Source organism: Streptomyces phytophilus, from assembly GCF_013870535.1.
Classification (GTDB): Bacteria; Actinomycetota; Actinomycetes; order Streptomycetales; family Streptomycetaceae; genus Streptomyces; species Streptomyces phytophilus.
Genome location: NZ_JACBXC010000066.1, coordinates 1 through 12846 on the forward strand (window position 1 = coordinate 1; position 12846 = coordinate 12846).

The following is a 12846-nucleotide window of genomic DNA, read 5'->3' on the forward strand; positions in this document are numbered from 1 at the left end:
CGGCCGGCTCGACATGACCCCCTACTTCGGGCCGGGCTGGGTGCCCGGCGCGGAGTACCTCACCGTCGACGTCCACACCCCCGCCGCGGACGGCGGCGGACGCCCCGTCATGGTCTTCGTGCACGGCGGCGGGTTCGTCACCGGATCGAGCCGCGCCGCGCTCTACGACGGCGGCGCGTTCGCCCGCGACGGCGTCGTTCTCGTCACGGTCGACTACGGCCTCGGCATCCCCGGGTTCCTCGACCTGGCCGGTGCCCCCGCGAACCGCGGCCTGCTCGACGTACTCGCCGCCCTCACCTGGGTACGGGACACGGTCGCCGCGTTCGGCGGCGACCCCGGCAACGTCACGCTCTTCGGCCAGTCCGCGGGCGCCACGCTCGTCGGCGCGCTGCTCGCGACACCGCGGGCCCGCGGGCTGTTCCACCGGGCGATCGTCCAAAGCGGCAGCGGCACCGGCGCGTTCACCCCGGAGCAGGCGCAGCGGGTCACCGCCGCGGCGGCCGCCGCGCTGGGCGTCGCACCGACCGCCGAGGCGTTCGCACCGGTCCCGGACGAACGCCTCACGGCGGTCCTGCCGGCACTGGCCGGCCTCGACCTCCGTACGAGCACGGCCCTGGACCCGCTGGCCGGGCTCAGCCCGTTCGCCCCGGTACTCCCGGCCCAGCCCGCCGACAGCCTGGCCGACGGCCCGGCAGCCGGCGTCGACCTGCTCATCGGCACCAACACCGAGGAGGGCAACCTCTACCTCGTACCGCACGGCGCCTTCGCATCCACCACGGCGGCCGACGTCCACGCCCTCGCCACCCGGGTCCACCGGGACCCGGAGGCCGCCCTCGCCGCGCACCGCGCGGCACGCCCGGACGCGACACCGGGCGAACTGCGCTCCGCCGTACTCGGCGAGGCCCTGTTCGCAGCCGGTACGAAGCGGCTGGCGCAGGCCCACGCGCGGATCTCGCACGGCCGCACCCATCTCTACTCGTTCGCACACCGCTCCACGGCCCTGGACGGCCGACTCGGCGCCGCCCACACCGTCGAACTCCCCTTCGTGTTCGACATCGCCGACGCCCCCTGGCTCCACGGCAGCACCCGCCTCCTCGGCCCCACCCCCGCCCCACCGGGACTCGCCGCCCGGATCCACGGCGCGTGGGTCGACTTCGCCACCGCCGGCACCCCGGGCTGGCCCCCGTACGACCCGCGGCAACCGACGGCGGAAATCCTCGGCACCCCTCCGGGATCTCCCCGCTCATGACCGCTGGATGATGGAGAGGTGCGACTCCCCTACGTCTACCGCGTCACCAAGTACGACCCCGCCGACCGCGACGACCACGGCTGCTACACCGGCTCCGAGGACGTCTTCAGCGACCACGGCGAGGTCGAGGCCGCCTACCTCCACGCGATCGCGGCCCTTGCCGGCGACACCGGTGTCGACCACCTGACCGTACGCGAACCGCAGGTCCCCTCGTTCGTGCACTTCGGCGTGGAACCCACGGTGGACGGCTACGGATTGAACGGCCTCTTCCCCGCCGGACCCACCGGATTTCACGACGGGGCGGAGGTACCGCTCGAAACCGCTCTGGAGCTGGTGCGGGCAATGCTGCGTGACAACGGCGCCTGGTGCCGGCTGGAGGCGGACGGCACGTTCGCGGTCCACGTGGGATGGGACCAGTACGTCTACGTCGGCAGCAGCCGGCCCTGCGAAGAGGCACTGGCCAGAACCCGGGCGCTGGGGCTGTTCCCGGAACGCCTGGATGCCTCCCCGTACGACATGGAGGCCGACGAGGACGTCCAGCGTCCCGGCGACGACGACTTCTGGGCCGATCTGCACTGGACCGTCGGGGCCGGCCGCGCCGGACTTCTGGAAGAGATGCATCTCGAAGGCGCCTCACGATGGCACCGCCTCACCCGCGACACCATCGACACGGTCCGCGCGGACCTCGCCCCCCGCGCCCGCCTGGCCGTGTGGCCGGACCTTTCCTCCGACATCGACGGGATCCTCGGCGCCCTGCCCGCCGAAGGTCTCGTCGAAGCCGTCTGGCAGGACAAGGACGGCCGGATCCACAGCGCTGTCGCCGACGAAGACGCCTTCACGGAGTTGACTGCCCGCATCTCCGGCGCCGACGCCGCAGCGCTCCTGCCCGTGTACGCCGACGAGCCGGGCCCCCTGTTCACCGCCGTCCTGCCCGACAGCGACGGAGTGGTACGGGCCCGCTGGCGGACCGACCCGACACCGAGCGACCGGAACTGGGCCTTCCTCAAAACCCTCCACCGAGGCGAGACCGTCACGGGCACGGTCACCTGGATCGCGGACTTCGGCGTCACCTTCGTGGACATCGGCGGCTTCGAAGCGAAGATCAACATTCCGGAGCTGTCATGGCGCCGCGTCGACCACCCTTCGGACGTCGTCTCCGTCGGCCAGGAGATCAACGCCGAAATCCTCGACATCGACCCCGTCCGCGAACGCGTCTCACTGTCCCTCAAGGCCCTGCGGGAGGACCCCCCACGAGGGACGGCTGCACAGCGCCGAACCGGGAGGTGAACGGTGACCAGGTCGGCCTCATCGGCCGGTGACGCAGTTCCCCTGGAACATCCGGCGTGAACAACCACCCGCAGCGATAGCCCGCCAGGAAGCGGATGTTCTCCACCTCCGGCGGCTCGCTCCACACCGCGTACTTCCACCCACGCCACGCCTCCACCTCCTGACCCACGTGAGCGTGAAGGCCACCGCCGGATGGGACAGCCGCCGACGCGGCTTGACGTCCACCACCACCGCCCATCGCCGGTGATCAGGAGGCGTCCGAGGTGTGCTTGCCAACCTTCCCCTCCACACGGCCTTCAGTAGGAACGGCTGAGCCACGATGCCGTGCACCGACGGGTCGAACCGCTGGATGGACACAACCGCCACCGCCGCCCAAGGCCGGTACTCAACGAGTTTCCCGCGCCGCGCCGGCCCGTACGCGTGAGTCCGACTCACGGAAGGCCGGCGCCATGCGGAAACTGATCTACGGCATGAATCTGACCCTGGACGGCTACATCGTCGCGCCCGGCGACGACATCGGCTGGAGCGCGCCGAGCGACGAGCTGTTCCAGTTCTGGTCCGACCAGTTGCAGGCGACAGACCTGACGTTCTATGGGCGCAAGCTGTGGCAGACGATGAGCTCCTACTGGCCGACCGGCGACCAGCAGCCCCACGCCAACCCGGCAGAGATCGAGTTCGCGCGCCGCTGGCGGGACATGTCGAAGGTGGTGTTCTCCTCGACGATCGACAAGGTCGACTGGAACACCCGCCTGGTCTCCGGCGACGCGGTCGCCGAGATCACCCGGCTCAAGGCCGAGGACGGCGGCCCGATGGACATCGGCGGCGCGACGCTCGCCGAGGCGGCCATGCGCGGCACTGAGCAGCTTCCCGCTGCCTCACGGCTGGATGGGTGTTTCCTCTCACCGTCGTGGCATTTCCTCAGCAGACGGGAGCCTCCGTCACCCAAAAAGGGTGTGCGCCTCGACCGGCAAGTCATGTCCCGTCTCATCCGATCTTGCAGGGGCGAGGCCGCTGACCTACGGGGTGACAGGTTCGACCGGGACTCAATGGGGGCAACGACGAGGCGTCGCGAAGACGCATGGGCGGTGCGGTTGGTGCGTCTCGTGGATCATAGCGACGGTGATGCCGCCTGAGCAGGACATTGTCAGGTTGGCGAGACGCTTGACAGCCGGTTTCGCGATCAAGACGGCACTTTCCTGGTCGGAAGCCTCAGCGGTGGACGTGATCAGGAAGAGGGGCGCCGCTGACGGTCCTGAAGCTCACTGCGGGCGGTCGACCAAACGATCTCGAACTCATCGGCCGACAACGACTGCGGGTCGTGCCCTACCCACTCGGAGATGGGTGGTTCTGCGGTCAGACCGTAGACGGCCTCGTACTCAGCTGACCGACCGTCTCTTTGGGCTTCTTGCCACTCGGCCAGCGAGGCAGCGGTCAGAGCCTTGCTTCCAGGCTCCTGCAACTCGACTTGCCGGATCACATAGCCATCGGCGTCCAACTCGAAGTAGAACCAGACGGCGTCCTCGCCCCAGAAGCAGCGAACCTGGGTCGTCACGGGTTCACCGCGTCCAAGGGCTCGTCGTGCCAGCGCCAGCCGGCGGTGCCGTCGTCGTGGATGTGCAGCATGAACTCGGCGACCGGGGCACCGTCGGGAAACGTCAGGGTGAGCGCACTGCGGATCTGGATGTAGCAGGCGTCGGCCCGCTCCCAGTCCTCCTGGTCGACAGCCCGCTCTTGCTCACGGAAGAGGGGACGGAACTCTTCAAAACCAGGAAGTATCTCGACATCAGCGTGCATCCAAGGCATATCGGCGCCAGTCACGGTCAGCCGAGCAATCTCCTGGTTGCCGTGGTGGAGCCGCCAGATACTGTCGGTGGTCAGGTTCGGGTTGGTCATGTCTCCCATGATGACGATCGGCACTGACAGGCGGGCAGTGAGATCAGGGTCCTTCCCGATCGTGGCGACTGCCCTCTCATGCAGCGGAGGCTGATGGGGTGCGATGTCGAGTCGCTGTGCCGCTTCGGCAGGCAGTTGGGGATTCTCGCCGGTATGCCGAGGCGAACAGACCGCTGAGAGCGACGGCTTCGGGGTAGGTGGCCAACCCGATCCGGGCGTCGGAGGGACGGTGGGGATCACCAGACGGGTCCTCGCCCAGCACGTCGAGCCGACGGTTCCACCTCTGCCGAAGCGGCTCACCACTGCTCTCGCTGGTGAACCATCTGGTCAGGCGATCGCAGGCGGCGATGGAGGCCAGCGCGGTGGAGGGATACGTGCCTCGGCGGACGATCCGGTGGTGCCGGAGACTGGCTCGCAGGACCTCGGGCAGCCGTGTCAGGTCATGCTGTTCATCGCCGAGGAGCCAGCGGTGGTGACGGTGGCAGACACCTGCTGAGGCTGAGATATGAAGCGGGATTCGAGACGCTACAACAAGTGTAGGGTCTTGCAGTTGCGTCAGAGGCCATCGCTGTGACCTGCGGCTCTCGGATCTGTCTCACCGTGTGTCGGAGTTGATCAGTCTCACAGCAGTGGCGGATCCCCAGGGCTGAGCTCGTCACTCGTCTTCATCGTCAAAGTCGTAGGGCGGGATGGTTCATCACACGCCATCTCGCCCATCTCGTCGGCTTCGAAAACCTTCCCGGGTACGACTGGGCCCGGTCCGCCGCCGCAATCAGTCCACTCCGGGGGCTGTCCCATTGCCTGAGCGCTGACGGTGGCCTTGACCTCGCCCCGGGATAGCGTCCCTCCAGCTCCTTGACCAGGCTCTGCACCCGGCGGGGGGTCTCCCCCGGGCTGACCCCCCGCAGCACGGGAAGTGGCGGCAATTCCTCGCCGTTGGACCAGGACCCCTCGATGACCAGATCGGGACCGATCATCCGGGATCCCCGGTCCCGGGCCTCTTGGGCTGCCCAGTCCGGCGGCGCCGTTCTCGACACCCTCAAGGTCAGGACGTGGCCGGCGTACTGTCGCTCTCGGACGGGCTCGGGAAACGCTGGCCTTGCGCGGCGCGGCTCCAGTAGGTGTCCGCGGCCGATCGGCCACAGCCTGGGGGCGTGGAGCTCGCTGTTGTAGGGCTGGAGGTACGGCCTGCCGGTTTCTGGGTTGATGGTCTTACGGGCCTGCTCGATCCAGCGCTCGTACTTCCGGGAGGGCTGCGCGCGCTCACCCTCGGCTTCCACCAGAGGGAGGTCATAGACCTCCGAGATGGCGCGCTTCGGGGAGAGGCCGAGCTTGAGCGCGTAGTTGTACATCGTGCCGATGGTGGCCGCCCGCAACTGCACGCAGTCCGTCTTCTTCTTGTGCGGCGTGGGAAGGGCCAGGGAGAGCACCCAAATCGAGCTGCCGGGGAGTTCCTTGGCCGCCTCAGCTGCCTTTCTTATGCGCCGGACCAGTTCGGGGTCGTCGGTCGGTCGCCGGGCGTTGCTCCGGGTTTGAGGGGGCGGGACGTCCCGGACAGTGCGCGAGCTCCAGGTCGACCAGTCGATGTCGACCTCTATCGCCCAGCCCGGCCACCCGTAGAGATTCCGCAGGCTGACGCCGGTCTCGGTAAGGTCCATCTCGATCTCACCGAACCCCATCCCGAATGCCATACGGCCACTATCTCGCAAGCCCGCGTTCGGTACCGCCGAGGTCGTCCGGAGAACACCCCCGATTTTGTCGGACAGGATCTCCCGGCGATCGCAACGATGCTCGTGCCATGACCAACAGCAACTCCACCCAGACGCCTCCCGCCCAGCCCCAGCAGCCCTCCCCGACTCCCGCAGACCCGGCTGCCGCGGCCCTGCTCCTGCTCCCTCTCCTGATCCTGCTCTTCGTCCTCGTCATCCTCATCATCGGAGCCGGTCTGCTCTACGTGACGCTCGCGCACCCCTCGCTCGCGACCCCGCTCACAGTCGCGGTCGCCGGCGTGACCCTCGTCGTCACGATCGCAGGTGCGAGCGCCGCCTCCCCTCGCCATCGCCAAGAGGTAGATTCCCGCCGCGCAACCGGTGCGCCCTCTCCGCTGGTTGCGGATGGGCAGTGCAGGCACTTCCCACCGCTATCCGCATGCCGCCCCTACAGTCAGAGCACGGCAGTACGCTCGTTCTCCACGGTGACTGAGGGTGGGTTACGCATGGACGACGGAACTCCAAGCAACTTCAGCAGGCTCCTCAATGGAGACGACCCCATTGAGGAGACCAGCGAAGACTTGCTGCAGCGGGCCGGCCTCGCGGACGCCTTTGCTGCAGAGATCCACAACACACCCGCGAGGTACGGCGCCGTTTTCGCGCTTACAGGAAGGTGGGGGTCCGGCAAGACCTCGTTGCTGAACCTCACGGCCAGCGCACTGGAGGCGGCCGACGACGTACAGGTCGTGAAGTTCAACCCCTGGTTCTTCACTGGTACTGACCAGCTGATGCGGTTCTTCTTCGATGAACTCGCCGGACAGCTGCGGGACGACCGCACGCGAAAGGAGAAATTCAAAACCGCAGGCCGTGCTGTCGCCGAACGTCTGAGCAAGTACTCATCCGCCCTGTCACCTCTGAAGTTCATCCCGGGTGCCAGCACCGTTCTGGAAGGCGCAAGCGCCCTCGCCGAAGGAACTTCCAAGCTATTGGGCGACGAGCAAACGAGCGTCCACCAGCAGCGGGCTGAGCTCACTGAGATCCTCGCGGACCTGCCGGGGCGGATCGTGGTCTTCCTCGATGACATTGACCGCTTGTCGCAACAAGAGATCCGAGACCTCTTCAGGCTGGTGCGTCTAACGGGCTCGTTCCCGAACGTCGTCTACGTGCTGTGCTTCGACCGTAGTGTTGTGGAGGCAGCGCTGACGGATGAAGCTGTTGAAGGATCTGCTTACCTCGAGAAGATCGTGAAGATCTCGATGGAGGTACCGCCACTCCCCACTCAGACCCTCTCTCCGGTTATCTCTTACGGGCTGGCCGAGTCGCTCGAAGGTATCGATGCAGGGCCACTCGACGAAGGACGCTGGCCGGACATCTTTGTGCAGCTCATCCTCCCGATGTTCTCCACTATCCGAGATGTGAAGCGGTACTTGGCCTCGGTTCCCTTGGCAGTCCGCAGCCGCCACGCGGAAGTGAGCTTGGTGGACATCCTTGCGCTTGAGGCCCTTCGTGTCCGCTACCCCGCAGCGTACGACCTACTACCAACCGCTACGGACGTGCTCACGGGAACCCGCTCGATCCACCAGCACAACACGGAACAGACACCACACGAGAAAACCTTCGCGGACGACTTCATCCACCTCTTGGACGGCCATGCGAAGCCGCTCATCCATCTACTGTTCCCTGCTGCTGACAGGCTCTTTGGCGGTTCCAACTATGGTTCGGATTGGATCTCTATCTGGGAGCGGGACCGACGCGTGGCTTGTAGCAACGTGCTTGGCATCTACCTTCACCGGCAACTTCCTGCAGGGCGGGCACCTGTGCGGCACATCGACTTCGTCGCGGGCACGATCGGCGATGAGGCGGCGCTCACCGAGGCGCTGGAGCAGGTACCGGCCCCACTGCTGGACGACGTCCTCAAGCGTCTTGTCCCTCATCTTCGCGATGTCTCCGAGAACCAGGTGCTGCCCTCGGCTACGGCACTGATGCGTCAGCTGCCGCGTATCCATCTGGGGCCGACCGGGATGTACACACCAAGAGGTGAGTGGGCTGTCCTGGGCCCCGTGAAGTCCCTGCTCAGCACACTCAATGGAGAATCTGCCGACCAGGCTGCTACCAGTCTCTTCCACAGCATCACGAGCCTTTACGGGAAGGTTTTCCTGCTTGACCTCGTCGGAGGCGGCTCGAACGGGCAGGCACTGGTCTCGGAGGAAGCTGAGCGCGCCCTGAGGCAGGAACTCTTCGCTCAGCTCTGCGCAGCCGGCACTGAGGATCTTGCGCGCGAAAAGATGCTGCTTCGGACGGTAGTCGTGGCAACGATCAACAGAGACGGTCCTTCAGCCGCGGAGTGGATCGCTGATCCCCAGGTCGTCGCGCGCTTGATGGAGAGCGCAGTAACGTCAGCGCACAGCCAGACTATGGGCAGCGTGGCGGTGAGAACGGAAGGTCGGCTGGCGTGGGACTCGCTCGTGAGCGTCTTCGATGGGGAAGCAGGTCTAGCTGAGGCCGTCGTTTCCCTTCGCCGTTCCCTCGACGAGCGGGCGATTGAATCGACCGAGGAACTGATCACCGCTCTAGCGCTCTACGAGAAGTACTCGGGAGGATGGCGCCCTGAGTTCTGACCAAGCGCCGTACCGCTCGCCGCGTCTATAGCCGGATCCCTGGCTGTTTGGTCAGCCAGTTGCTACGCATCGCGTTGAAATTTCCGAATCGCCCTCAACATATTCCTCCCCAAAGGGGTCAGTGTCATCGGTCGTCCCCGTTCGGCTCTGACCAACAGCGGTCCGGCAAGCTCCCGTTCGATCCGGTTGATCTGCGCGACGAGGGTGAAGTTGTTCAGACCGAGGCCGCTCGCCGCCGCGCTGAGGCTGGTGTAGGCGGATGCCGCCGCGAATCGGTTCAGGCGCTCGTTGACCCCTTGACCGCTGAGTGCCGGCCGAAGAATGCGCGGCGCTCGATCGGCCTGGTCGGCAGCGCGAAGTGGCTGGCTGTGACTGGCTCCTCCGCGTGATCACCCACCCCGACGCCAGAGAACTGACGACCTGATGGCAACACGGTCAGCGCAGAGCACCCACACATTGGGGAAGACCGGCGATCTCACCCTCGAACGAGTGAACTTCGCCGCGCTCCTCTTACAGATCTCAGCGGGGTGGCGTATCCGCCACCACCCCGCGAAGATCCACGAGATTCCGCCACGGGTCGCGAGACCCTACAACGTCCGTCAGGTCTGGGCCATGTCGACGAAGCGGGAGTAGTGGCCCTGGAAGGCCACCGTGATCGTCGCCGTCGGGCCGTTGCGGTGCTTGGCGACGATCAGGTCCGCTTCGCCGGCGCGGGGCGACTCCTTCTCGTACGCGTCCTCGCGGTGCAACAAGATGACCATGTCTGCGTCTTGCTCGATCGATCCCGACTCGCGTAGGTCGGAGACCATCGGCTTCTTGTCCGTGCGCTGTTCGGGGCCGCGGTTGAGCTGGGAGAGGGCGATCACCGGGACCTCCAGCTCCTTGGCCAGCAGCTTGAGGTTCCGGGACATCTCCGAGACCTCCTGCTGGCGGCTCTCCGGGCGGCGCGAGCCGCCCGTCTGCATGAGCTGGAGGTAGTCGATGACGATCATCTGCAGGTCGTTGCGCTGCTTCAGACGGCGGCACTTGGCGCGGATCTCCATCATCGACAGGTTCGGCGAGTCGTCGATGTAGAGCGGGGCTCCCGTCACCTCCGGCATCCGGCGGGCGAGGCGGGTCCAGTCGTCGTCGGTCATGCTGCCGGAGCGCATGTGGTGCAGCGCCACGCGGGCCTCCGCGGAGAGCAGCCGCATCGCGATCTCGTTGCGGCCCATCTCCAGGGAGAAGATGACGCTGGGCAGGTTGCTCTTGATCGAGCAGGCGCGGGCGAAGTCGAGGGCGAGTGTGCTGTTGTGCGTCGGCACCATCGACCGGGAGGCCAGGTACAGGTGGTCGGGGTGCTCGACCTGTACGCAGCGGACCGGGACGCTCGGCACCTCGCGGACGTCGGTGACGAAGCGCCGTGCCGGCCTGCGGGTGCCGGTCTGCCGCTTTGACGCGTGGGTGTGGCGCTTGCGCTCCAGCCGGAAGACGTCGTCCGCGGTGGTGAAGTTGACGATGTGGACGGTGGAGGTACGGTCCGGGTGGCCCGCGGCCGGCTTGGTCGTCGTGCCGCAGCGGTGGCCGAGGCTTGTCACCAGCTCGCGGAAGCCCTCGGCGAGCGCCCCGTTGGCGGCCGTGAACCGGATCGAGCCGGTGCTGGTGACCTTGCCGCCGCTGTCGAGGAGCCCGGCGAGGAGTTCCCTGCGCTGCTCGGCCGAGCCGCGCAGGTAGTCCTGGGGGATGTGCTTGTCGCCCGGAAGGCCGTTCTCGCGCGGGGCGAAGGTGAGCATCTCCGGGTCCGCCGTCGTGATGCCGGCCCCGTCGCTCGTGCCGGCGCCGAGCCAGGCGCCGAGCGCGTACGGGGGGACGGGGAGGGCGCGCGGGGGGAGGGTGAGGGGGGCGGTGGCGGAGACCGAGTGGTTGAGGCGGTCGTCCGCGAGGTTCGTGCAGCGCAGGGTCTCCGCGATCTCCTTGGTCGTCCGCACCGCGGCCGGGGTGGTCCCGGAGCGGCGGGAGGCCCTGGTGTCCGTCAGCCACTGGTGATCGGCGTCGGCGACGATCGTGGTGCCGTCGTCGAAGGCGACCTCGTAGCACGGGCGGCCGGTCATGACCTCCGTGGCGGCCACCACGCGGGTCGGGGAGCCGTCGGCGGCGAGCAGGAAGTCGCCGGTGCGGACCTCTCCCATCGTCGTCCACCCCGAGGGTGTGGGCAGCGGGGTGTCGAGGGCGAGGGCCTTGCCCATGGCGGGGCGGGCGGCGACGACGATCATCTGGCCGGGGTGGAGGCCGTTCGTCAGGGAGTCGAGGTCGGTGAAGCCCGTGGGGACGCCGGACATCTGGCCGCTGCGGGAGCCGATGGCCTCGATCTCGTCGAGGGCGCCCTCCATGATCTCGCCGAGGGGGAGGTAGTCCTCCGCGGTGCGCTGTTCTGTGACGGCGTAGATCTCGGCCTGGGCGGAGTTGACGATCTCGTCGACCTCGCCGTCGGCGGCGTATCCCATCTGGGTGATGCGCGTGCCCGCCTCGACCAGGCGGCGCAGGATGGCGCGCTGGTGGACGATCTCGGCGTAGTACTCCGCGTTGGCGGCGGTGGGGACGGACTGGACGAGGGTGTGCAGGTACGACGCGCCGCCCACGCGGGCGAGTTCGCCGCGCTTGGTCAGCTCGGCGGAGACGGTGATGGGGTCGGCGGGCTCGCCGCGGGCGTAGAGGTCGAGGATCGCGGTGTAGACCGTCTCGTGTGCCGGGCGGTAGAAGTCGTGGCCCTTGAGGACCTCGACGACGTCGGCGATGGCGTCCTTGGACAGCAGCATGCCGCCGAGGACGGACTGCTCGGCGTCCAGGTCCTGCGGGGGTACGCGCTCGAAGGCGGCGGGGGCGCCGGGGCCCCAGGGGTCTTCGGGGGCGGACCGGTCCGCCTCGCGGCGCAGTGGACGGACGTCCCCGGGCATGGTGTCCACGTAGTCCCGGTGCTCGGACACAGCTGCCCCACCTCCTCCCACCCGCCTCTCGGCGGACCTCTCAGGGCGCCCCTCCTTCTTACGGCACGCCGCTGACAATTCGTCCACGGCGTTCCGGTTACGGCGCGTCGGTCCGCCCCCCGGACCGCGGGGCGGCGGCGCCGGTGTCGGCAGGGGGGAGGGTCCACCGTAGGTCCGCGGCGGGCTCTCGCCAATTGCGCTATCCACAGGGGGTGTGGAAAGCGCCCGCCAACCTGTGGATTACTTGGGGAAAGCTGTGTACGAGCCGGGGGACAGTGCTGTGGACAAGCACACTATCGCTCCGCGATCACCCGTTTGACCTGCTGATTCTTCGTCCACCTCCGGTGGAGGAGAAAAACTTTCCCCTCCGGGCCGAGGTCGGGGCGCAAGCCGCGCGCACTCACCCCGTACACGTCACACTGTAAGTGTCCTCGGTCTGTTGTGTCTGTTACCTGTGGACTATTAGATTTGCTGCATGCACGACGTTCCCGCGCCCGCCGCCCCCGACCAGGGCACACCCGGCGAGCAGCGGCGCCGCACCCGGCGGCGGCACGACCGCGAGATCGTCGCCCTCGCCGTCCCCGCCTTCGGCGCCCTCGTCGCCGAGCCGCTCTTCGTGCTCGCCGACAGCGCCATCGTCGGCCACCTCGGCACCCCGCAGCTCGCCGGGCTCGGCGTCGCCGCCGCCCTCCTCACCACCGCCGTGAGCGTCTTCGTCTTCCTCGCCTACGCCACGACCGCCGCCGTCGCCCGCCGCGTCGGCGCCGGCGACCTGCGCTCCGCGATCCGGCAGGGCGTCGACGGCATCTGGCTCGCCGCGCTGCTCGGTGCGGCGCTCGTCGCCGTCACCGTCCCCACGGCGCCCGGCCTCGTCGGCCTCTTCGGCGCCTCCGACACCGCCGCGCCGTACGCCGTCACGTATCTGCGCGTCAGCGCCTTCGGCATCCCCGCCATGCTCGTGGTCTTCGCGGCCACCGGCGTGCTGCGCGGCCTCCAGGACACCCGCACCCCGCTGTACGTCGCCATCGGCGGCTTCACCGCCAACGCCGTGCTGAACGTCGCCCTCGTCTACGGCGCCGGCCTCGGCATCGCCGGCTCCGCCTGGGGCACCGCGCTCGCGCAGTGGG

General features: G+C 68.0%; 9 protein-coding genes and 1 pseudogene. 5 read left to right on the forward strand and 5 right to left on the reverse strand.

The genetic code is table 11. The features are described 5' to 3' along the window. From H5J30_RS06580 to H5J30_RS06590, 3 genes and pseudogenes are all read left to right on the forward strand, one after another. On the forward strand, positions 1-1249 hold a 1249-nt coding region (locus H5J30_RS06580; RefSeq protein WP_181786215.1), incomplete at its 5' end, for a carboxylesterase/lipase family protein. Positions 1250-1267: 18 nt separating this feature from the next. After that, positions 1268-2536 (forward strand): S1 RNA-binding domain-containing protein, encoded by a 1269-nt coding sequence (locus H5J30_RS37425; RefSeq protein WP_181786216.1) that lies wholly within the window; start codon positions 1268-1270, stop codon positions 2534-2536. A 449-nt stretch (positions 2537-2985) separates the two neighbouring features. Then, positions 2986-3387 (forward strand): annotated as a pseudogene (locus H5J30_RS06590) (dihydrofolate reductase family protein); the annotation flags it as partial. Positions 3388-3761: 374 nt separating this feature from the next. On the opposite strand, the gene H5J30_RS06595 reads toward H5J30_RS06590, so the two are convergent. The 3 genes from H5J30_RS06595 to H5J30_RS06605 form a co-directional block, all read right to left on the reverse strand. Next, positions 3762-4088, reverse strand: a complete 327-nt coding sequence (locus H5J30_RS06595) for a hypothetical protein (RefSeq protein ID WP_181786217.1) — start codon at positions 4086-4088, stop codon at positions 3762-3764. Continuing rightward, positions 4085-4429, reverse strand: coding sequence for a hypothetical protein (locus H5J30_RS06600; protein ID WP_181786218.1), 345 nt, complete (start codon positions 4427-4429; stop codon positions 4085-4087). The genes H5J30_RS06595 and H5J30_RS06600 overlap by 4 nt, the downstream gene beginning before the upstream one ends. A gap of 671 nt (positions 4430-5100) precedes the next feature. Further along, positions 5101-6120: a hypothetical protein gene (locus tag H5J30_RS06605; RefSeq protein ID WP_181786219.1), complete on the reverse strand. Its 1020-nt coding sequence runs from the start codon at positions 6118-6120 to the stop codon at positions 5101-5103. Positions 6121-6227: 107 nt separating this feature from the next. On the opposite strand from H5J30_RS06605, the gene H5J30_RS06610 reads away from it, so the two are divergent. Then, positions 6228-8756, forward strand: a complete 2529-nt coding sequence (locus H5J30_RS06610) for a KAP family P-loop NTPase fold protein (protein WP_258563147.1) — start codon at positions 6228-6230, stop codon at positions 8754-8756. A gap of 62 nt (positions 8757-8818) precedes the next feature. Here the strand turns inward: H5J30_RS06610 and H5J30_RS06615 are convergent, their stop codons facing one another. Together H5J30_RS06615 and dnaB are read right to left on the reverse strand one after the other, a co-directional pair. Next, positions 8819-9079, reverse strand: coding sequence for a LysR family transcriptional regulator (locus H5J30_RS06615; protein WP_309505447.1), 261 nt, complete (start codon positions 9077-9079; stop codon positions 8819-8821). A 276-nt stretch (positions 9080-9355) separates the two neighbouring features. After that, the gene (gene dnaB / locus H5J30_RS06620; protein WP_181786221.1) at positions 9356-11689 is read right to left on the reverse strand and encodes a replicative DNA helicase; all 2334 of its coding nucleotides are present in this window, start codon (positions 11687-11689) and stop codon (positions 9356-9358) included. A gap of 505 nt (positions 11690-12194) precedes the next feature. On the opposite strand from dnaB, the gene H5J30_RS06625 reads away from it, so the two are divergent. After that, a partial coding sequence (locus H5J30_RS06625; protein WP_220188604.1) for an MATE family efflux transporter occupies positions 12195-12846 on the forward strand: 652 nt, incomplete at its 3' end.